Source organism: Bordetella parapertussis, from assembly GCF_020735925.1.
GTDB classification, from domain to species: domain Bacteria; phylum Pseudomonadota; class Gammaproteobacteria; order Burkholderiales; family Burkholderiaceae_B; genus Bordetella; species Bordetella pertussis.
The window spans coordinates 229,858-249,994 of record NZ_CP085971.1; the positions used below are offsets into that span (position 1 = coordinate 229,858).

Below are 20,137 nucleotides of genomic sequence, written 5' to 3' on the forward strand. Positions count from 1 at the left end.
GGCTCATGCGGTGGCGTGGGCGGCGGCCTGGCGGCGCGCGGTCGCCGCCGCCAGGGTCCGGTCCTGGCCGGACTGTTCCAGCGACTGCAGGTACAGGCGCCAGTTGTGCGGGTTGTGGGGCGCGCGGAACGAGCGGCGCGCCAGGTACGCAATGGTGTCGGGATGGGCGGGGGCGGCCCGGAACAGCGCTTCGGCGGTCAGGTATTCGTACACATCGCGCTGATCGTGGCTGCCGCCGGCCGCGTGCGCCGCGTCGGCGCAGGCAAGCAGCGCGTCGGCGCTTTCCCGGTAGCGGCCCTGGCGGAACGCCAGCAGGGCGCCGACGATCGGCACGACGGCCTGGCGGTAGGCCTGGGCGTTGTCGGTGCCGCCGTGGCTGTAGCGCTCCAGCCGCTCGGCCAGGGCCTGGGCCTGCTGCCGGTGCTCGGGGTTCGCGCTGCTGCACAGCGCCATCGCGTAGTGCACGTCGGCAAAACCCATGACCTGGTCGTCGATGCGCGCGGCGCTTTTCTGCGCCACGGCTTCCCAGCGCCGGCCGACATCGACGCCGCTCAGTTCCAGCCGCATCAGCAGCGAGGCTTCGTTGCAGACATCCAGGTATTCCACCGAATTGGCCGCGAACACGGTGCGGTCGTACCAGTCCAGCGCGGCCTGCGCGTCGCCCTGTTCGAGATGGATCAGCGCGCGGTGCCAGTGGATGTGGTGGCGGAAGTTGTTGGCTTCGCTCTAGTGCCGCTCGTGGCGGGCGATCCACGCCAGCGCGTCGGCCTTGCGGTCGGTCGGCTCCAGCGCGTGCGCGACGGCATGCACCGCCCACGGATCGTGCGGCGTCAGTTCGAGCGCGCGCCTGCCGCTGACCTCGCCCCGGGCCAGCTCGCCGGCCTCGACCTGGCCGAAGGCCATCATGCTGAGCATGTAGGGATACAGCGCGTCGTCCTCCGACCAGGAATCGATGGCTTGCGCGATGCCGTCGCGGATGCGGGCGGAGCGGCCCAGGTAGAAGTAGCCGAAATGCGCCATCTTGACCGCCAGAATGTCGCGGGGATGGGCGCGGGCGATGCGCTCCCAGTGCTCGGTCGCCGCCTGCAGCGAGTCGCGCGACCAGCAGGCCAGGGCGTCCAGGTGCCGCTGTTCGCGTTCGGTGAGCGCGGCGCGCCCGGGCTGCAGGCCGGCCGCCAGCTGCGCGGCCTTGTCGGCCAGCGGGCGCAGTCCCATCAGCAGGTAGAAGTAGCCGCGCAGGATCAGCGCCATCGGCATTTGCGCGTCGTGCGCGAAGGTGGCCTTGAGCGCGCCGCCGATGTCGCCGTGGAACTGCAGATAGCGCTTGACGGTTTCGTCGAAGGCCTCGACCGCCTGCGCGTTGGCGGCCGTGAATTCCAGCCCTTCGCGATTTCGCTGCCGTGTCATTGCGTGCTCCCGGAGTCGTAGAACGCCTGGATGCCCGTGATGGCACGCCCGACGATCAGGGCGTGGATGTCGTGCGTGCCTTCATAGGTGTTGACGGCCTCGAGATTGATCATGTGCCGGATGATGTGATATTCGTCGGACACGCCGTTGGCGCCCAGCATGTCGCGCGCCACGCGGCTGATCTCCAGGGCCTTGCCGCAATTGTTGCGCTTGATGATGGAGATCGCCTCGGTCGAGACGCGTCCCTGGTCCATCAGGCGCGCGACCTGCAGGCTGGCCTGCAGGCCGATGGCGATTTCGGTTTCCATGTCGGCCAGTTTCTTCTGGACCAGCTGGTTCGAGGCCAGCGGCCGCCCGAACTGCGTGCGCGCCAGCACGTAGTCGCGCGCCTGGTGCAGGCAGGCTTCGGCCGCGCCCAGCGCGCCCCACGAGATGCCCAGGCGCGCCTTGTTCAGGCACGAGAAGGGGCCGCGCAGCCCCTTGACGTGGGGCAGCATGCGGTCCTGCGGCACGAAGACCTCGTCCATGGCGATGGTGCCGGTGATCGAGGCGCGCAGGGAGAACTTGCCGTCTATGCGTTCGGTCGACAGGCCCTGCATGCCGCGATCGAGGATGAAGCCGCGGATATCGCCGGCGTCGTCCTTGGCCCAGATCAGGAACACGTCGGCGATCGGCGAGTTGGTGATCCAGCTCTTGGCGCCGGACAGGCGGTAGCCGCCCGCGACGCCGCGCGCGCGGGTGGCCATGCCGCCGGGGTCGGAGCCATGGTCGGGCTCGGTCAGGCCGAAGCACCCCACCAGTTCGCCCGAGGCCAGGCCGGGCAGGTATGTCTGCCGCTGTTCTTCCGAGCCGAACGTATGGATGGGGTACATGACCAGGCTCGACTGCACGCTGACCGACGACCGGTAGGCGCTGTCCACGCGCTCCATTTCGCGCCCGATCAGGCCGTAGCTGACGTGGTTGACGCCCGCGCAGCCGTACCCCTCGAGGGTGGCGCCCAGGAAGCCCAGCTGCCCGAGTTCCAGGATGATCTTGCGGTCGAAGGTCTCGGTGCGGTGCGCATGCACGATGCGGGGAAGCAGCTGCTCCTGGCCGTAGGCGTGCGCGGTCGCCTGGATCATGCGCTCGTCTTCGGTCAGCTGCTCATGGAGCAGGAAGGGATCCTCCCAGACGAAGGGCTGGTAGTGCTGCTTGGTGTCGGGCGATGAGGTCTGCGTGTCCATGGTGTCCGTCTCGGGCGTATCGGTGTGGTTGCGGCGCCATCCGGCGTCAGGTTCCGGAGAACCTGGGCTTGCGCTTGTCCTGGAAGGCCTGCAGCCCTTCCTTGATGTCGTTGCTCAGGCCATAGCTTTCCCAGGCCACCACTTCGAGCCGCAGCGCCGTGTCCAGGGGCTGCTCGTAGCCGTCGTTGATCAGCTGCTTGATCAGGCGCACGCCCAGCGGCGAATTCTTGGTGATCTGGGCTAGCAAGGCCTGGACGGCCTCGGTCAACTGTTCGTCCGGGACCACCTGGTTCACCAGGCCGTACTCGGCCAGCTCCCGGGCGGGCAGCAGGTTGCCGGTGAACAGCAGGCGCTTGGCCAGGGCCATGGGGATCTTGCGCGGCAGGCGGATCGCCCCGCCGCCGCCCGGGATGATGCCGAAGTTGGCGTGCCCGTCGCCGATCTTGGCCGACTCGGCGGCGATGACCAGGTCGCAGGAAATGATCAGTTCCATGCCGCCGGCCACCGCCACGCCATTGACGGCCGCGATGGTCGGGTGCGGGAAGTTCTCGACGCGGCGGTACATGTTCTGGCAGAGGTTCAGGTAGGCGCGGAACTTGTTCATGTCGCCGCTGCCCACGGTTTCCTTGAAGTACTTCAGGTCGCCGCCGGCGCAGAAGGCGCGGCCCTGGCCGGTGAACACCAGCGCATGGACGTCGGCGCGCGCCTCGAGCAGCTGCAGCGCCTGGTCGATCTCGATGACGGTTTCGCGCGCCAGGGCGTTCATGGCGTCGGGGCGGTTGATGGTGATCCACGCGACGTGGTCGCGGACTTCCACCAGGATGGTCTTGGGCGTGAATTCGGACATGGGTTTCTCCTTCCCGTCTTATCGATACACTTCGAACAGTCCGGCCGCGCCCATGCCGCCGCCTACGCACATGCTGACCACCACCAGCCGCGCGCCGCGGCGGCGGCCCTCGATCAGGGCGTGGCCGACCATGCGCGCGCCGCTCATCCCGTACGGGTGCCCCACCGAGATCGCCCCGCCGTTGACGTTGAGCAGTTCGTTGGGAATGCCGAGCTGGTCGCGGCAGTACACGGTCTGGCTGGCGAAGGCCTCGTTGAGCTCCCAGAGGTCGATGTCTTCCATGCGCAGGCCGAAGCGCTGGAACAGCGTCCGGACCGCCAGGATGGGGCCGATGCCCATCTCGTCCGGTTCGCAGCCGGTGGCCACGAAGCCGCGGAACGTGCCCAGCGGTTCGAGGTTGCGGCGTTCGGCTTCCTTGGCTTCCATGAGGATGCAGGCCGACGAGCCGTCCGAGAGCTGCGAGGCATTGCCGGCGGTGATGGAGGTGTCCGGCTCCATCACCGGCTGCAGGGTCGCCAGGCCTTCGCGCGTGGTGTCGGGACGGTTGCCCTCGTCGCGCAGCAAGGTCACTTCTTCTTCGTAGGTGGCGCCGGTTTCCTTGTTCTTGCTCAGCTTGACGGTCGTCATCGGGACGATCTCGTCGTCGAACCGGCCGTCGCGCTGCGCCGCGGCCGTGCGCATCTGGCTCTGGAAGGCGTAATCGTCCTGCGCGTCGCGGCTGACGCCGTAGCGTTGCGCCACCACTTCGGCCGTGCGCAGCATGGCGTCGTAGGTGTGCGGTTTGTGGGCCTCGATCCAGGGGCTTTTCTTGACGCCGTTGTGGTGCTCGTCCTGGACGATGCTGATGCACTCCAGGCCGCCGGCGGCCATGACGGGCACCCGGTCCACCATGATGCGCTGGGCGGCGATGGCGATGGCCTGCAGGCCCGAGGCGCACAGGCGGTTGACGGTGGTGCCGCCCGTTTCGATCGGCAGGCCGCCGCATATGGCGATCTGCCGGCCGATGTTGTAGCCGGTGGCGCCCTGCGGCATGCCGCAGCCGATGATGACGTCCTCGATCTCGGCCGGGTCGACCTTGGACCGGGCGATGGCGTGCCGCAGCGAATGGCCGCCCAGTTCGGCGCCGTGCGTCTGGTTGAAGGCGCCGCGGTAGGCCTTGCCTATCGGGGTGCGGGCGGTTGAAACGATTACGGCTTCTCTCATCGCTGTCTCCTTGTTGTGCCTGGGATGTGAGGATGGAGACGACTATATCGACGGCCGAAATCGGGCGGCAACCGACTATTTCGCAGCGGTGGCTCAGTTTTTCTCAGCCAGGTTTCTTCTGGTTGAGTTTTTGTAGGCCAGCGGGAAAAAAAGTCGTTTGCCGGCCGGGATGGCGCTCGCCGAACATGTGTGCGCCGGCCAAGCTGCCACCGCGAGACCTTCCGACGGGAAGCCCGCAATCCATAAAACAGTGACAGGAGACAACCATGATCCGCTCGTTACTTGTCGGGCTGCTGCTTACGCTCGGACCCGCGGCCGCTCAGGCCGCCGAAAGCCCGGACCGCTATCCGTCCAAACCCATCACCATCATCGTGCCGTTTTCCGCCGGCGGTCCGGCCGACAATGTCACGCGCTATATCGCCAACCAGCTGGGCAAGACCTGGAACCAGCAGGTCGTGGTCGAGAACCGCACCGGCGCGGGCGGGATGATAGGGGCCGAGGCCGTGGCCCGCGCCGCGCCGGACGGCTATCACCTGGTGCTGCTGGTGACCGGCCACACCATCATGCCCGGCATGCAGGCGAGCATGCCTTACCGGATGCCGCAGGACTTCACCGGCATCACCGTGGTCAACCGCGCGCCCAAGCTGGTGGTCGTGCACCCCTCGGTTCCGGTGGCCTCGTTCGCCGAGCTGATCGAGAAGGTCAAGCAGGAACCGGGCAAGTACGGCAGCTACGGGACGTCGGGCGTGGGCTCGATGGCGCACCTTTCCATGGAACTGGTCAACAAGCTGGCCGGCACCAAGTTCGTGCACATTCCCTACAAGGGCGGCGGCGCCACGCAGGCGGACCTGGTGGCCGGACGGCTGCCCATCGGGGTGCTGGACCTGGGCTCGGTGCTGCCGCACGTGCAGGCAGGCAGCCTGAAGGTGCTGGCGGTGACCAGCGACACCCGTTCGCCGCTGTTTCCCGACGTGCCCACCATCGCCGAGGTGATTCCGAACTTCCAGGCCACCGAGTGGTTCGGCCTCGCCGGGCCGAAGGGCGTGCCGCCGGCGATCGCCGACAAGCTGCAGGCCGCCATCAAGGCGGCGCTCAGCACCCCGGAGGCCCGTACGCGCTACATCGAGGGACTGGGCTGGGAGCTGCCGGCGTCCACGCCCAAGGAGATGGACGAAGTCCTGGCTTCGCAGACCGTGAAGTGGGGCGCCCTGGTCAAGGAACTCGGATTGAAGGCTCAATGAGATGGACGCCGTGGCAATGAAATCCGTGACGCAGCTTACGGTCAACGCCGATCACCTGCAGGGCGCCATCGGCGCGCTGTTCAAGGCCAGGACCGTCGCCGTGGTCGGCATCTCGGCCGACCACGCGAAGCTGGGCAACGTCATTCTGCGCAACGTCGTCAAGAATGGCTTTGCCGGCAATATCTACGGCGTGTGCCGGGCTCCGGTGGAGCCCGGCGTCTTCGAGGCCGGCTACGAGCGCGTGCGGTTCGTGCAGGCGTTCTCGGAGATCGAGGAACCGGTCGATGTGGCGCTGTTCGCCGTGCCAGCCGACATGGTCGTGACGGCGCTGGCGTCCGTGCCGCTGGGCAGGCTGCGCCTGGCCGTCATCCTGGCCTCGGGCTTTACCGAAACCGGCGAGCGCGGGGCGTTGCTGGAGACCGCGCTGCGTCAGTACTGCCTGGAGACCCAGTTGCCGGTCGTCGGCCCCAACTGCCAGGGCGTGGTGGTGCCGGGCGTCAAGCTGCAGATGACCTTCAGCCCGATGTACAACCGGATGCTGGAGGGCAAGGTCGCGATCGTGTCGCAGTCCGGCGCGATGGCGGGCTACATGGCCAACAACCTGATGCGCCGCGGCGTCGGCCTGTGCTGCGTCGTCAGCTCGGGCAACGAAGCCGTCCTGACCGCCGCGGACTATATCCATGCGCTGGCCGACAAGCCGGAGTGCCGGGTCGTGCTGTGCTATATCGAGCAGATCAAGAACGGCCGGCATTTCGCCCGCAGCGTGCAGCGGCTGGGCCCCCAGCAGCGGATCGTGGTGGTCAAGAGCGGGCGTTCCACCGCCGGCGTGGCCGCGGCCAGCAGCCATACCGGCGCCATGGCGTCGGACGACCGCGTCATCGACGGGGTGTTCCGCCAGCTCGGGGTGGTGCGGGCGCGCGACAGCGCGACGGCCATCGATGTTGCCATGGCCCTGGCCAACGGCAGGCGGATGAAGGGCGGCGCGGTCGGCATCCTGTCGGTGGCCGGCGGCCTGGCCGTGGAGCTGTCGGATCTGCTGGAGATGGACGGTTTTACCGTGCCGCGGTTCGATCCGGACACGCTCGAGCGCCTCAAGGCGAAGGTGCCCGAGTTCGGCGCCAGCCGCAATCCCATCGACCTGTCCGGCGCGATCCTGACGCAGGAGTCGCTGTTCGAGGAGGTGCTGAACCTGTTCGCGCGCGCCAGGAACCTCGACGGGTTCGCGATCATCTCGACGTTCATCCGCAATCCGGCGTTCGCGCACGCCATCGTCCGCATGTACCGCAGCACCGACAAACCCGTGGTGGTCTGCTGGACCGGCACGCCGGAGCAGACGCCGGAGTCGCTGGAGATACTGACCCGCAGCGGCATTCCGATCTATGGCGACACCGGCCGGGTGGCCCTGGCATTGCGGGCCATACGTGGCGACACGGACATCTCCTGAGGAATAGGCGTAGACATGAGCACAGCGATTTCCATGGCAGGGGCGGGTACGAAACTGGACGAGATCGATTTGCTGCTGCAGCAATGGATCGATGCCGGACGGCAGGTGGTGCACGAGGCGGACAGCAAGCGCATCCTGGCCATGGCGGGGTTTCCCGTGCCGGGCGAGGCCCGCGGCGGGCCGGCCGTCGTCAAGCTGTGCGCCGATGAGGCCTTGCACAAGTCGGAACTGGGGTTGGTGGCGCTCGACGTGGCGCCGGGCGACGTGGAGCGCGCGCGGCGCGAGCTGCAGGAGCGATCGCGGCGGGCCGGCGTGGCCGGCGGGGAAGTGCTGGTCGAATCCATGGTGGGCGACGTTCTGATGGAATGGTTCGTCGGCTGCCGCACCGACCATACCTTCGGCCCCGTCGTCGTGGTGGGCGCGGGCGGCATCTATGCCGAGCTGCTGGGCGCGCCCGAGATCCGCATGGCGCCGCTGTCAGCGCGCGATGCCGAGCGTGCGCTGCGCCATCACAAGGCGTTTCCGATCATCGACGGCGCCCGGGGCAGGGAGCCCGCCGATATCGGCGCGTTCGCCAGGCTGATCGCGGATGTCTCGGAGTTCTACTACCGGCGCAGCCACCTGATCGCCGAGCTGGACCTCAACCCGGTCATGGTGCGCGGCCGCCACCTGGACCCGGGCATGGTCGTCGCCGACGCATCGATCATTCTGCAAAAGCCGACTTTCTGAGCGCGGCGGCGGTGTCGGTGGCGCGCGTTTTGTTGCGCTCCTGGACCATCCAGCGGCGGATCTGCTCGATGCGCGGGACACGCGCCGCCCGCTGGGCGTTGAAATAGATGTTGAACCCCATGTGGCTTTTGCGTACCTGGGGAAACGGCGCCACCAGCCTGCCCGATGCAATGTCGTCGGCGATGAAGGCGTGGATGCCGATGGCCATGCCCGCGCCCGACATCGCCGCGTTGTAGGCCAGGGTCAGGCTCTCGAACACCAGCGCGGGCGCCTGGCGCAAGGCGGGCTGCCCCACCGACTGGAGCCAGCGGTTCCAGTCCTGCGGGCGCAACTGCGCGTGGATGAGCGGATAGCGCTCGATATCGTCGAGCCCCAGTTCGCCGCCATGCCGTTGCAGGAAGGCCGACGAACAGATCGGGAACGTCTCGACATCCAGTACGCGTTCGGCGGCCACGCCGCCGCTGCAGGCCTGCTCGGCGGCGGGATCGGGGCCCAGCTTGACGACGAAGTCGTAGTCGTCCGTGCTTTCGAGTTCGGGCGCCAGGGTGGTCTTGACGTTTATCTGCGTGCTGGGCAGCGCCGCCTGGACCTGCGCCCAGCGCGGGGTCAGCCAGTGCGCGGCGAAGGTCGGATGGCAGCAGATGCTCAGCCCGCGGTCGCCGGGATGCTGCTGGACGCGGTCCGTGGCGATGCCGATCTTGTTGAACGCTTCGAGAATGTCTTCGGCGAACGCCTTGCCTTGCGGCGTGATGGCCACGCCGCGGTGCGAACGCATGAACAGTTCGACGCCCAGGTAGCTTTCCAGCGATTTGACCAGGCGGCTGACGGCTCCTGGCGTGACGTGCAGCTCCGCGGCGGCCTTCAGGAAACTCTCGTGCCGCGCCGCGCTTTCAAAACTTCGCAATGCGTTCAGCGGCGGCATGCGCTGCATACGGGTCGTATTCATGTACGTCAATTCGCCTAACGAGCACTGGCTGGGCGACCACTGAAGGTGATTCGCAGGAATGATACGTACGGCAACGGAAAGCCGCGATACAGCTCGAAAACATGGTAGCAACATCGCGCTTTTGCGTCGATGCGCGCTGAATAGTGGAAACCCTTAGCAGGGCCGCAATGCGCTCGCGCAGCGGCATGCGCGCGAGCGCCGCGATCACGCGCCGGCCGGCGCGTGCGGCTTCAGGAACCGGCAGACGTGGCGAGCGAATGCCGCCGGCTGGTCGTCGTGGATGTAGTGGCCCGCGTCGGCGATCTCTACCGCTTCGATGCGCGGGTTGAGGGCGCGCATGCGTTCGACCATGGCCGGTTGCAGGTAGTCGGAGCGGCCGCCGCGCAGCAGCAGGGTCGGACAGCCGATGCGCGCGACGTAGGCGGCCAGGTCCACCACGCGCGCGGGGTCGGGGTGCAGGCGCGTGCGGGCGATGCCGGCATGGTCGTAGCGCCAGACGTACCCGCCCTCGGGCGCGGGCTTGAGCATGCTTTCGAGGCGCTGCTGCCGAGCCTGCTCGGACACGCTGGGGCGCAGCGACCGCATGAAGTCGCTGGCGGCGTCCCAGGAGGCGAAGCCGGCCGGGGTCTCGGCCAGTTCGCGGCGGATGCGGCGCGCGCCGTCGCTGTCCTCGAAGGCGCCCGGTCCGGCGTCCTCGACCACCAGCCGTCCGACGCGCCCCGGATGGCGCGCGGCGTAGACGATCGCGTTGATGCCGCCCATGGAGTGGCCCAGCAGGTCGAAGCGCGCCAGCGACAGCTGGTCGGCCACCGCGGCCAGGTCAGCCACATAGGTATCGGTGTAGTAATTGCAGTCCGCGTCCCAGTCGGTCCGCCCGCGCCCGCGCTGGTCGAAGGCGATGACGCGGTATTCCGGCTGGAGCGCGGCCGCGATGCCCGCGAAGGTCTCCGCGTAGCCGCGGATGCCGTGCAGCATCACGACCGGCAGGCCTTGCGGGCTGCCCCATTCCGTGACGTGGAAGTCCAGCCCGGCGTGGGCGAGGCGGTAATCGCGGCGTTGCATGGCGGGCGGGTTCCGGCGAGCGTGTTCAGTTGAGGCCGTCATGGCCCTGGACGTCGCAGGCGGCGAGTCCGCCCAGGCGGGCGTTCAGGCGGCCGCGCGTGGCGAAGGCCCAGATCAGGACGACCTCGTCGCGGTTGGGGCCGTCGTTGAACTGGGCGCTGACCGTATCGTAGTGGGACCGCACGTAGAGCGCATCCTTGTGGGCCAGCGGGATGTCGATGATGGTGCCGGGGCCGCCGCGCTTGCCGGTGGAGGGCACCCACGATTTCGCGCCGCCCAGCGCGTCGCGCACGGGGTTCGCGGCGGGGTTGGTGAGCAGGGCGTTGCCGTGCTCGTATTCGCCGTCGGCGCCGACCAGGCAGGCCTTGCCGTAGCTGGCGATGGCCTGGCCTTGCGCGGCCTCGCGCACGCGCCGGCCGAACTCGGCGCCCAGCCCGGGCGAGGCGTCGATCCACAGCGTAAGGTCTTCCACGTATTTGCCGGCGTACGGATTGTGGATGCACGCGGCCAGGACGATTTTGCGCAGCGGCTCGCCGTCTGCGGGCGCGCCGGTCTCGCCGGCCAGGGTGTCCTCGACCTGCAGATACCATTTGCGGATGTGGTAGACGCTGAAGTTGGGCGTTTTCATTGCTGCTCTGATGAAAGTGGAAGGGGGCGTGGCCGCCCGGTCAGATCGATTGGGGATGGGCATGCACCGGGGCGACGTGGGGCGTCCACGCGACCGAGGTGATCTCGCTGAAATCGCGCCATTCCTTGTACCAACTGCGTCCGCCGTCGGTGGAGCGCAGCAGGTGGCCGTACTTGGTGCCGGCGAACACCAGCGCGGGATCGCTGGGATGGGCGCCGAACGCCCATACGGTCGAGTTGGGCGCGGTGTGCAGCAGCGCGGGCGCCCAGCTCCGGCCGCGATCCTCGGATCGGTAGATGCGGGTGCGCGTGCCGGGCGTGCCGTCGCCTACCGCCAGCAGCAAGGTCTGGCCGGCGGCATCGAGCGGATAGACCGCGCGCGTGTAGTACAGGCCGTCGAAGCGCTCCCTGGATGCCTGGCAGTCGAAGCTGCGCGCCTCGTCGACGCTTTGGCAGACCGAATTCACCGTCACCACGATCTGCGTGGCCGGCTGGCCCGAGGCGGCGGGCAGCAGGGTGATGCTGTGGATGTCCGAGTTGTTGATGCCGCGCCCGGGCGCATCGATGCGCTCCCAGGTGTCGCCGGCATCGGTGCTGCGCCAGGCGCCGCCTTCCTCCACGCCGAACCAGACTTCCTCGGCCTGTTCGGGGTGGGCGCAGACGGTCAGGATGCGCGGCCGGTGCACGCCGCTGCAGAACTCCGGCAGTTCGGGGCTGAGCTGCTCCCAGCTCTGGCCGCCGTCGCGCGAGCGGTACATGCGGGCGCGCGAGGGCGCGCCGGAGCCCGCGAACACCAGGCGCGGATCGCGCGGGCTGAAGGCGACGGACCAGATCGTCTGGCCGTTGGCGGGCGAGTCGACGAGGCTGAAATGCGCGCCGCCGTCGGTGCTCAGGCAGATGCCCGCGTCGGCCCCGGCCAGCACGCGGGCGGGATTGGCGGGGTCGACCGCCAGGCTGCGCACGGTGCCGTCGAATTCGATGGCTTCCTTCAGGCCTAGGCGGTGCCAGCTGGCGCCATTGTCATTGCTGCGCAATATGCCCTGGCCGGCCGTGCCTACCAGAATGGTTCCCTGCATATCGGTCTCCTGTCGATGCGGTCGTGTTCATGAAGGCGCCGTGCGCGGCGCCTCGGGCGTGACGTGATGGATGCGCCTGGGCGTGGCGGCAGGGCCGCGCGCCCAGGTTTCCCCTAGTAGGACAAATCGTGCATCGCTGACAGAATTGTAGTACTGAATTTGTTTAAAGTGATTATATCGTACTACCAGAGCGGATTTTTCATCGTTCGGGTGGACGCAGGGCTTTTCCAACACTCTTGAGGATGCACGGGCATGAAGTTCTATCACGAGGTGCGCGGCTGCTCGCTGGCCGTCGATATCGTCGCGCGCGAGCTGGGGCTGGCGCTGGACCTGCAGTGGGTCGACATGGCCAATAAGCGGCTGGCCGACGGGTCCGATTACCTGAAGGTCAATTCGAAGGGCACGGTGCCGACGCTGGAGCTGCCCGATGGGCAGTTCCTCAGCGAAGACGCGGTGATCATGCAGTACCTGGCGGACCAGCGGCCGCAGCAAGGCATGCTGCCGGCCGCCGGCACGCTGGCGCGCTACCGGGTGCTGGAGTGGATGAGCTTCATCGCCGCCGACCTGCACAAGGGCGGCTTCATGCCGCTGTTCAAGGCGATCACGCCGCCCGAGTACCGGCGCATCGCCCGCCAGTACCTGGACGGCCGCCTGCAGTGGCTGAACGATCAGCTGGCGGGCCGCGAATTCCTCATGGGCGAGACGTTCACCATCGCCGACGCGCATTGCTACACGATCGCCATGTGGACCCGCGCGCACGACATCGACACGAGCGCATGGCCGCACCTGGAAGCCTACCTGGCGCGCGTGGGCGCCCGGCCCAGCGTGCGCGCCGCCGAGCAGGCCGCGCGCGACGAAGGCGAGCGCCAGCGCGCGGCCGCCGCCCGATGAGGCCATTTTTCAAACCCTGGATGACACGAGGTAGCGCATGAACTGGACCAAACGCATTGCCATTGTGCTGGCCGGCCTGGCGGCCGCGCCGCTGGCCCTGGCGGCCGATCCCGCCGCGCCGTTGAAGCTGGTCGTCGGCTTTCCGCCTGGCGGCGGCACCGACGGGGCGGCCCGTATCGTGGCCGAGCACTTGCCGCAGCAGCTCGGCCGCCCGGTGGTGGTCGAGAACCGCGCCGGCGCGGCCGGCACGCTGGGCGCGCAGGCGGTGCGGCGCGCGCCGCCGGACGGCAATACGCTGTTCTTCGGCACCAGCGCCGAACTGCTGATCAACCCGATCACGCGCAAGACCGCGCCCTACGATGTGCAGAAGGACTTCATGCCGGTCACCGAAGTCGGCAGCGTGGCGTTCGTGCTGGTGGCGCCGGCCTCCTCGACCGTGCGCAGCGTGCCGGACCTGATCGCCGCGGCCAAGGCGCGGCCGGGCAAGCTGAATTTCTCGTCGTTCGGCATGGGCTCGACCAATCACCTGATCGGCGAACTGTTCCTGTCGACCACGGGCATCTCGGCCTCGCACATCCCGTACCAGGGCAGCGCCCAGGCCATGACCGCGCTGCTGGCCGGGGACGTGAATTTCACCTTCGACACGGTGGCGGTGGCCCAGCCGCACATCCAGTCGGGCAAGCTGATCGCGCTGGCCACGCCGTCGCCGGCGCGGCTGGCCGAGCTGCCCGAGGTGCCGACGCTGCGCGAGCTGGGCTACGCGGACCTGACCGCCGAAGGCTGGATGGGGATCTTCGCGCCGGTGGGCACGCCGCCGCAGGACATCGCCAGCCTGAACGCGGCGTTCGCCAAGGTATTGGCGTTGCCCGATGTGCGGGCCAAGCTGGCGGCGCGCGGCGTGGGCATCGTGGGCGGCTCGCCCGAGCAGTACCGCGACAAGCTGGCGACCGAGAGCCGCAAGTGGCGCCAGGTGGCGCAGGACTCCGGCATCTCGCTGGAATAGCGGCGTGCCGCATGGGCCGCGCAGGCGCGGCCCATGGACGTGCGCTCAGCCGCCCAGGCCGTCGGGCCGGGTGGCGAGCACCTTCTGGTAGATACCCAGGGTGTCCAGCAGCGAATCCTGCAGCGCCTGCGGCGACGAGCCGACCCAGTCGTAGCCCTGCCCGGTCATGCGCTGGCTGGCGGCGGCATCCTTGCCCAGGCTGGCGGCAAGCGCCGCGATGGCCTCGCGCCGCGGGGCCGGCGTGCCGGCCGGCGCGAACAGCCCGAACCAGCCGCTGAAGTCCAGTTGCGCCACGCGCTGCTCTTCGAAGGTCCTGGCGTCGGGGAACACGCGCGTGCGCGTCTTGCCGGTGACGCCCAGCACCCGGACCTTGCCTTCGCGCGCCAGCCCTTCCAGCGCGCTGCTGGTGAGAAACACCGCGTCGATATGGCCGCCCAGCAGATCGGTGGCCGCCTGGCTGGAACCCTTGTAGGGCACGTGCGAGAGCCTGGCGCCGGTCGATTGCGCCAGCAGCAAGCCATACAGGTGCGCCGAGGAACCGGTGCCGAAGGTGCCGTAGGTCAGGGCCTGCCCGCGCGCGTCGGCGACGAAATCATCGAGCGTTTTCCAGCGCGACGTGCTGGCGACCGCCAGCACATTGGCCGTGGTGGCCAGCAGCGTGACGGGGCTGAATTCCTTGACGATGAGGGCCGGATCGGCCTTGGCGATGAGCGGGCCGAGCGCGTGGGTGCTGGAGGTGCCCAGCAGAAGGGTCGCGCCGTCGGGCTGCTGGCGCGCGACGTGGCGCGCGGCGATGGCGCCATTGGCGCCGGGTTTGTTCTCGACCACGAAGGTCGTGCCGGGCGCGCGCGACTGGGCGAAGTGGGCGAATTCGCGGGCCAGCTGGTCGGCGCCGCCGCCCGGGGCGAACGGCGCCACCAGGGTGACCAGGGACGGCAGCGCGGCGTCCTGCGCCATGGCGGGCCGGGTGCGCACCAGGGCGCCGCTTGCCATCAGGCCCAACAGCCCGATGTTGAATGTTCTTCGCTTCATGACCGCAATGCTCCTTGGGCAGGGTGGCGGCCCGAGCGGGATGCGCCCGCGCGCTGGCCGCCAAGAATGTTGCTTGGCGGCCAAATCGTACTACGAAATTAATAAAAAAATCTATTTGGTACTACGATTTAAGTTGCCAGCCTCAGGATTGGCGGCTGCGCAGCACCTGCAAGGCGGTGCGCGAAGCCTGGCGCACGTGGTGCAGCGCGGCCTTGCCGGCGGCGATTTCGTCGCGGGCTTTCAGGGCCTCGAAGATCTGGGTCAGTTCGTAGAGCGTCTCGGGCAGGCGGCTGGGCTCGGACAGCGACGTGCGGCGCAGCAGCACGATGCGGTTGTGCAGCTGGCGCAGCATGTTGCCCAGCAGGCGGTTGCCGCAGCCGGCGGCGATGGTGTGGTAGAACGTATCGCTGAGCGTCAGCGTGCGCGGGATGTCGCCCTGGCGCGCCGCCTCGCTGAGCGCGTCGAAGGCGGCGCCTAGCGTTTTCATGTGGCCACTGCCGGCGCGCAGCGCGAAGCCGGTGCAGGTCTGCGCTTCCAGGATGCCGCGCACCTCGTAGATTTCCTCGGCCTCTTCGTAGCTGAGCACCGCCACCACCGGTCCGCGGTTGGGCACGATCTCGATCAGGCCCTCGGCCTCGACCTGGCGCAGCGCTTCGCGCACCAGGGTACGGCTGGCGTTGAGCAATTCCATGAGCTCGCGTTCCTTCAGCCGTTCTCCCGGCATGAAGCGCCCGGAAAGAATCGTCTTGCGCAACGCGTCCTCGGCCTGGCGCCGCAGGGGCATCGAGGCCTTGTCGTCGGTCGCGCCGTCGTGGGGCACGTCGGGTTCCATCATTCTCATCTACTCGCATCAAGGGGGCAGCCCGGCAGATAGTAGTGCAACGGGTCCGCGCCCGTCTCGTGCGCCGGTGTTGTGCCGAAGCCGATTTTTCATTTATCATATTTTTGGAATTGATTTCCATAAAATAGAAAACTGGCGGTCCGGCAGCCATCTGCCGGAGGCGCGGCCCGCGCCGCCCGCCGCTTGCGACCATCACCTGAAAGGATCCAGATCATGACGACAGTGCATAGCGCGACTCCCGAGGAAACCAGGCGCCTGTTGCAGCAGCTGGGCGTAGACCCGGCGCGGTACGACGGCGGCACGCTGGAGGTGCGCTCGCCGATCGACGGGCAGGCGATCGCGCGCCTGCCCGAGCTGACGGCCGAACAGGCGCGCGCCCGCGTGGCCGATGCGCGCCAGGCTTTCCTGGCCTGGCGCAAGGTGCCGGCGCCGCGGCGCGGCGAGCTGGTGCGCCTGCTGGGCGAGGAGCTGCGCGCCGCCAAGGCCGAGCTGGGCCGGCTGGTCAGCATCGAGACCGGCAAGATCCTCTCCGAAGGCGAGGTGCAGGAAATGATCGACATCTGCGACTTCGCCACCGGCCTGTCGCGCCAGCTGTACGGCCTGACCATCGCCACCGAGCGCGCCGAGCACCGTATGATGGAAACCTGGCATCCGGCCGGCCCGGTGGCCATTATTTCGGCCTTCAACTTCCCGGTGGCCGTCTGGGCCTGGAACGCGGCCATCGCGCTGGTGTGCGGCGACTCGCTGCTGTGGAAGCCTTCGGAGAAGGCGCCGCTGACGGCGCTGGCGACCCAGGCGCTGCTGGAGCGGGCCCTGGCTCGGTTCGGCGACGCGCCGGCCCATCTTTCGCAGGTGCTGATCGGCGGGCGCGAGGTCGGCGAGGCGCTGGTCGACGACCCCCGCATTCCCATCGTGTCGGCGACCGGCTCGACGGCCATGGGCCGCAAGGTGGGGCCGAAGGTGGCCGAACGCTTCGGCCGCTCCATCCTGGAGCTGGGCGGCAACAATGCCGCCATCATCTGCCCGTCGGCCAACCTGGACCTGGCGCTGTGCGGCATCGCCTTCTCGGCCATGGGCACGGCCGGCCAGCGCTGCACCTCGCTGCGCCGCATTTTCGTGCACGAGCAGATCGCCGATGACCTGGTGGCGCGCCTGCAGCAGGTCTACGAATCGGTCGCCATCGGCGATCCGCGCGACAGCGGCACCCTGATCGGTCCGCTGCGCGACCAGGCCGCCTTCGACGCCATGCAGCGTTCGCTGGCCGATGCGCGCGCGGCGGGCGGCCGGGTGACCGGCGGCGCGCGCGAGCCGGTCGGCGGGCACGACCAGGCCTATTACGCACGGCCGGCCCTGGTCGAGATGCCGGCCCAGAGCGAGGTGGTCGAGCGCGAGACCTTCGCGCCCATCCTGTACGTGATGCGCTACCGCGACCTGGACGAGGCCATCGCGCTGCAGAACGACGTGCCGCAGGGGCTGTCGTCGTCGATCTTCACCAACGACCTGCGCGAGGCCGAGCGCTTCGTGTCGGCCGAGGGCTCGGATTGCGGCATCGCCAACGTCAACATCGGGCCTTCGGGCGCGGAGATCGGCGGCGCATTCGGCGGCGAGAAGGAGACCGGCGGCGGGCGCGAGGCCGGCTCCGACAGCTGGAAGGCCTACATGCGCCGCACCACCAATACGGTGAACTATGGCAATGCGCTGCCGCTGGCGCAGGGCGTGAAGTTCGACGTGGCCTGACCGGGAAGCCCGCGCCATGAAACCCGATACCCGGTTGGTGCACCTGGGCCGCGATCCCGAGCGGTTCGAGGGGCTGGTGAACATTCCGCCGTGCAGGACCTCGACCTTCCTGCACGCGTCGGTGGCGGATTACCAGGCGGCGGCGTCGCGCAAGCAGGACAGCCTGTACTACGGCCGCTTCGGCAGCCAGACCAGCCGGGCGCTGGAGGCCGCCTGCACCGAGCTCGACGGCGGCCATGGCGCCATGCTGTTCCCGTGCGGGCTGGCGGCCATCACGCGCGTGCTGGGCAGCCTGCTCGAACCGGGCCAGTATCTGCTGATGGCCGACACGGTGTATGGGCCGGCGCGGGCGTTCTGCGAACAGGAGCTGGCCCGGCTGGGCGTCGAGACCACCTGGTACGCGCCGGACGCGGACCTCGACGCGCTGGTGCGGCCCGCCACGCGCGTGATCTACGGCGAGGCGCCCGGTTCGCTGACCTTCGAAATGCAGGACCTGCGCGCGCTGGCCGAGGTGGCGCGCCGCCACGGCCTGGTCTCGGTGGTGGACAACACCTGGGCCACGTCGTGGTTCTGCCAGCCGCTGGCGCTGGGCATAGACATCAGCATCCAGTCGGCCTCCAAGTACATCGTGGGCCATTCGGACGCGATGCTGGGCGTGGCGGTGGCCAACGAGGCACAGTTTCCGGCGCTGCGGCGCGCGGCCGCGCAGTATGGCAACGCCGTCAGCCCGGACGATTGCTATATGGCGCTGCGCGGGCTGCGCACGCTGGGGGTGCGGCTGGAGCGCCACCAGGCCAGCGCGCTGCGCGTGGCGCAGTGGCTGCGCACGCGCGCCGAGGTCGAGCAGGTGCTGCATCCGGCGCTGCCCGACAGCCCCGGCCACGCCTTGTGGCGGCGCGATTTCTCCGGGGCCAGCGGCCTGTTCGGCGTGGCCTTTCGCGCCGGCGACGACGCCGCGCTGGCGCGCTTCGTGGACGATCTGCGGCTCTTTGGCATCGGCGTGAGCTGGGGCGGGTTCGAAAGCCTTGCCTTGCCCAGCCATCCGGTGCGCAATACGTCGGCGGCGGCCCTGGGCGGCCGGCCGCTGGTGCGCCTGCACATCGGCCTGGAAGACCCGGACGACCTGATTGCCGACCTGGCTCGCGCGCTGGACCGCCATATGGCGGCGGCGCGCGGCTGACTATCAATAACGATGAGGGGAATGCAGCAAATGAGCGATATCCAGTATGTCGAGACCAGCCCGTGCTACAGCAAGGCGGTCATCCACGGCGACACGGTGTACCTGGCCGGCCAGGTGGCCGACGACCCGGGCGGTACGGTGCAGGACCAGATGCGGCAGATCCTGGCGCAGATAGACGCGCTGCTGGCGCGTTGCGGCACGGACAAGTCGCGCCTGCTGTCGGCCATGGTGCTGCTCAAGGACATGCGCGATCTCGAGGCGATCAATCCGCTGTGGGACGCCTGGGTGGTGCCGGGCCGGGCGCCGACCCGCACGCCCAGCGAGGCGCGGCTGGCCTTGCCGGGCTACCTGGTGGAAGTGCAGGTGACCGCCGCGCGCTGAGCGCCGCCTCTTGCGGCCTGCTTTTTCCAGCCGCCCAGCGCGGCTTTCGGCGCTGCGCATCGCGTGCGCCGCGCCGCGCGGAAAGTCGTGGAAACCGCGTCTTGACAGCGGCAAAAACCGGCTCGTATCATCTCGCATCGATCGATTAATTTGGAATTTAATTCCATAAAATAGAATTATCGAGGCGGCCGACAACCGTCCCGCAGCAGCACCCGCAGCAACCACTCCCGTGCACGCAAGGCCAGGTCCATCGTCGAGCGCGCCGGCACGCAAAGATCATCGAAAGACCAGGAGGTGGTGGTATGAAGAAGCTGATTGTGGCGGCGCTGTTCGCCGTTCTGCCCAGCATGGTGGGCGCGCAGCAGGCGCCCAGGGGAACCATGACTATCGTCAATCCATTCACGGTAAGCGGACTGACCGACCTGGTCGCCCGCATGGTGGCCGAGAAAGCGCATGCCAAGTTTCCCGACGGCGTGGCGGTGGTGAGCAGGCCCGGCGGGGGCGGGTCGATCGGCATCGCGTCGGTGGTCAATGCGCGGCCCGACGGCAGCAGCATCGGCTTCACGCCCACCGGCGCCGTGGTCGATGCGCCGCAGATGATGAAGGGCCTGGCGTACAAGACGCCCGATGACATCGATCCCATCATCAATGTGTTCTCGTCGTACCAGATGCTGGCGGTGCGCGGCGACGCGGACTGGAAGACGGCGCAGGATTTCATCAAGGCCGTGCGCCAGTCGCCCGGCAAGTACAGCCTGGGCCACACGGGCAACGGCACCGCCTCGCACCTGAACATGGCGCAGCTGGTGCAGGCCGCCAAGCTGAACGTGCTGGAAGTGCCGTACAAGGGCTGGGCGCAAAGCAGCGTGGCGCTGCTGGGCGGGTATGTCGACGCCATCGTCATCAATGCCGGCGAGGGCCGCGCGCTGGTCGACGAGGGCCGCCTGCGCATCCTGGGCGTGTTCCAGGCCCAGCGCGTGCCCTACCACCCCGACGTGCCCACCTTCAAGGAGATCGGCTACGACGTGGGCGTGGGCCTGAAGTTCTTCTTCTTCGGCCCCAGGAACATGGACGCCGGCGTGAAGCAATACATCCACGACGCCTTCAAGCAGGCCATGCAGAACGACGATTTCAAGAAGTTCATCGCCTCGCGCGAAGTGGAAGTGGATTACATGGACGGCGCCCAGACCAAGGCCATGCTGTGGTCGGAGTACAAGCAGCACACCAAGCTGCTGGACTCGCTGGGTTTGCTGGCAAAGCAGTGATGCAC

Annotated in this window: 20 protein-coding genes; 9 read left to right on the top strand and 11 right to left on the bottom strand. The window is 68.4% G+C overall.

Annotated elements, in window-relative coordinates; genetic code table 11:
- Positions 1 to 3: 3 nt before the first annotated feature.
- From LK409_RS01115 to LK409_RS01135, 5 genes are all read right to left on the bottom strand, one after another.
- Positions 4 to 624: a hypothetical protein gene (locus LK409_RS01115; protein WP_226376487.1), complete on the bottom strand. Its 621-nt coding sequence runs from the start codon at positions 622 to 624 to the stop codon at positions 4 to 6.
- A gap of 102 nt (positions 625 to 726) precedes the next feature.
- Complete coding sequence (locus LK409_RS01120) at positions 727 to 1,407, bottom strand: hypothetical protein (protein WP_226376488.1); 681 nt, start codon at positions 1,405 to 1,407, stop codon at positions 727 to 729.
- The gene (locus tag LK409_RS01125; RefSeq protein ID WP_010927614.1) at positions 1,404 to 2,630 is read right to left on the bottom strand and encodes an acyl-CoA dehydrogenase; all 1,227 of its coding nucleotides are present in this window, start codon (positions 2,628 to 2,630) and stop codon (positions 1,404 to 1,406) included. Before LK409_RS01125 ends, LK409_RS01120 begins: the two co-directional genes overlap by 4 nt.
- 46 nt (positions 2,631 to 2,676) lie before the next feature.
- Positions 2,677 to 3,477, bottom strand: coding sequence for an enoyl-CoA hydratase/isomerase family protein (locus LK409_RS01130; RefSeq protein WP_003808069.1), 801 nt, complete (start codon positions 3,475 to 3,477; stop codon positions 2,677 to 2,679).
- An 18-nt stretch (positions 3,478 to 3,495) separates the two neighbouring features.
- Positions 3,496 to 4,680: an acetyl-CoA C-acyltransferase gene (locus LK409_RS01135; RefSeq protein ID WP_010927615.1), complete on the bottom strand. Its 1,185-nt coding sequence runs from the start codon at positions 4,678 to 4,680 to the stop codon at positions 3,496 to 3,498.
- Between the two features lie 266 nt (positions 4,681 to 4,946).
- On the opposite strand from LK409_RS01135, the gene LK409_RS01140 reads away from it, so the two are divergent.
- Genes LK409_RS01140 through LK409_RS01150 form a run of 3 tightly spaced genes read left to right on the top strand, consistent with a single transcriptional unit; the run spans position 4,947 to position 8,094 of the window.
- Positions 4,947 to 5,921, top strand: a complete 975-nt coding sequence (locus tag LK409_RS01140) for a tripartite tricarboxylate transporter substrate binding protein (protein WP_010927616.1) — start codon at positions 4,947 to 4,949, stop codon at positions 5,919 to 5,921.
- Between the two features lies 1 nt (position 5,922).
- Positions 5,923 to 7,365, top strand: coding sequence for a CoA-binding protein (locus LK409_RS01145; protein ID WP_010927617.1), 1,443 nt, complete (start codon positions 5,923 to 5,925; stop codon positions 7,363 to 7,365).
- Between the two features lie 15 nt (positions 7,366 to 7,380).
- A complete protein-coding gene (locus LK409_RS01150) occupies positions 7,381 to 8,094 on the top strand; it encodes an acetate--CoA ligase family protein (protein WP_003819353.1) in 714 nt (237 codons plus the stop codon).
- On the opposite strand, the gene LK409_RS01155 is transcribed toward LK409_RS01150, so the two are convergent.
- The 4 genes from LK409_RS01155 to LK409_RS01170 all read right to left on the bottom strand — a co-directional run bounded on the left by LK409_RS01155 (position 8,069) and on the right by LK409_RS01170 (position 11,805).
- Positions 8,069 to 9,040 carry a LysR family transcriptional regulator gene (locus tag LK409_RS01155; RefSeq protein WP_226376496.1) on the bottom strand — a complete coding sequence of 324 codons (972 nt, stop codon included), beginning with the start codon at positions 9,038 to 9,040 and terminating at the stop codon, positions 8,069 to 8,071. The two genes, LK409_RS01150 and LK409_RS01155, sit on opposite strands and share 26 nt — an antisense overlap.
- 204 nt (positions 9,041 to 9,244) lie before the next feature.
- On the bottom strand, positions 9,245 to 10,102 hold the full coding sequence (locus LK409_RS01160) for an alpha/beta fold hydrolase (protein WP_003808075.1): 858 nt from the start codon (positions 10,100 to 10,102) through the stop codon (positions 9,245 to 9,247).
- Between the two features lie 25 nt (positions 10,103 to 10,127).
- Positions 10,128 to 10,730: an amino acid synthesis family protein gene (locus LK409_RS01165; protein ID WP_003808076.1), complete on the bottom strand. Its 603-nt coding sequence runs from the start codon at positions 10,728 to 10,730 to the stop codon at positions 10,128 to 10,130.
- Between the two features lie 40 nt (positions 10,731 to 10,770).
- Entirely contained in the window at positions 10,771 to 11,805 is a 1,035-nt protein-coding gene (locus tag LK409_RS01170) for a WD40/YVTN/BNR-like repeat-containing protein (protein WP_010927618.1), read from the bottom strand.
- A gap of 252 nt (positions 11,806 to 12,057) precedes the next feature.
- Here LK409_RS01170 and gstA point away from each other — a divergent pair, with 252 nt between their 5' ends.
- Complete coding sequence (gene gstA, locus LK409_RS01175) at positions 12,058 to 12,696, top strand: glutathione transferase GstA (protein ID WP_010927619.1); 639 nt, start codon at positions 12,058 to 12,060, stop codon at positions 12,694 to 12,696.
- A 37-nt stretch (positions 12,697 to 12,733) separates the two neighbouring features.
- Entirely contained in the window at positions 12,734 to 13,699 is a 966-nt protein-coding gene (locus tag LK409_RS01180) for a Bug family tripartite tricarboxylate transporter substrate binding protein (RefSeq protein WP_003808079.1), read from the top strand.
- A 45-nt stretch (positions 13,700 to 13,744) separates the two neighbouring features.
- On the opposite strand, the gene LK409_RS01185 is transcribed toward LK409_RS01180, so the two are convergent.
- Together LK409_RS01185 and LK409_RS01190 are read right to left on the bottom strand one after the other, a co-directional pair.
- Positions 13,745 to 14,731, bottom strand: a complete 987-nt coding sequence (locus tag LK409_RS01185) for a tripartite tricarboxylate transporter substrate binding protein (protein ID WP_003808080.1) — start codon at positions 14,729 to 14,731, stop codon at positions 13,745 to 13,747.
- Between the two features lie 142 nt (positions 14,732 to 14,873).
- A complete protein-coding gene (locus LK409_RS01190) occupies positions 14,874 to 15,566 on the bottom strand; it encodes a GntR family transcriptional regulator (RefSeq protein ID WP_226376497.1) in 693 nt (230 codons plus the stop codon).
- Between the two features lie 219 nt (positions 15,567 to 15,785).
- Between LK409_RS01190 and amaB the strand changes: the two genes are divergently transcribed.
- From amaB to LK409_RS01210, 4 genes are all read left to right on the top strand, one after another.
- Complete coding sequence (gene amaB / locus LK409_RS01195; protein WP_010927621.1) at positions 15,786 to 17,309, top strand: L-piperidine-6-carboxylate dehydrogenase; 1,524 nt, start codon at positions 15,786 to 15,788, stop codon at positions 17,307 to 17,309.
- Between the two features lie 16 nt (positions 17,310 to 17,325).
- Positions 17,326 to 18,489: a cystathionine beta-lyase gene (metC, locus tag LK409_RS01200; protein ID WP_010927622.1), complete on the top strand. Its 1,164-nt coding sequence runs from the start codon at positions 17,326 to 17,328 to the stop codon at positions 18,487 to 18,489.
- A 30-nt stretch (positions 18,490 to 18,519) separates the two neighbouring features.
- Positions 18,520 to 18,870, top strand: a complete 351-nt coding sequence (locus LK409_RS01205; protein WP_010927623.1) for a RidA family protein — start codon at positions 18,520 to 18,522, stop codon at positions 18,868 to 18,870.
- 302 nt (positions 18,871 to 19,172) lie between these two features.
- Positions 19,173 to 20,132, top strand: coding sequence for a tripartite tricarboxylate transporter substrate binding protein (locus tag LK409_RS01210; RefSeq protein WP_010927624.1), 960 nt, complete (start codon positions 19,173 to 19,175; stop codon positions 20,130 to 20,132).
- Positions 20,133 to 20,137 lie beyond the last annotated feature (5 nt).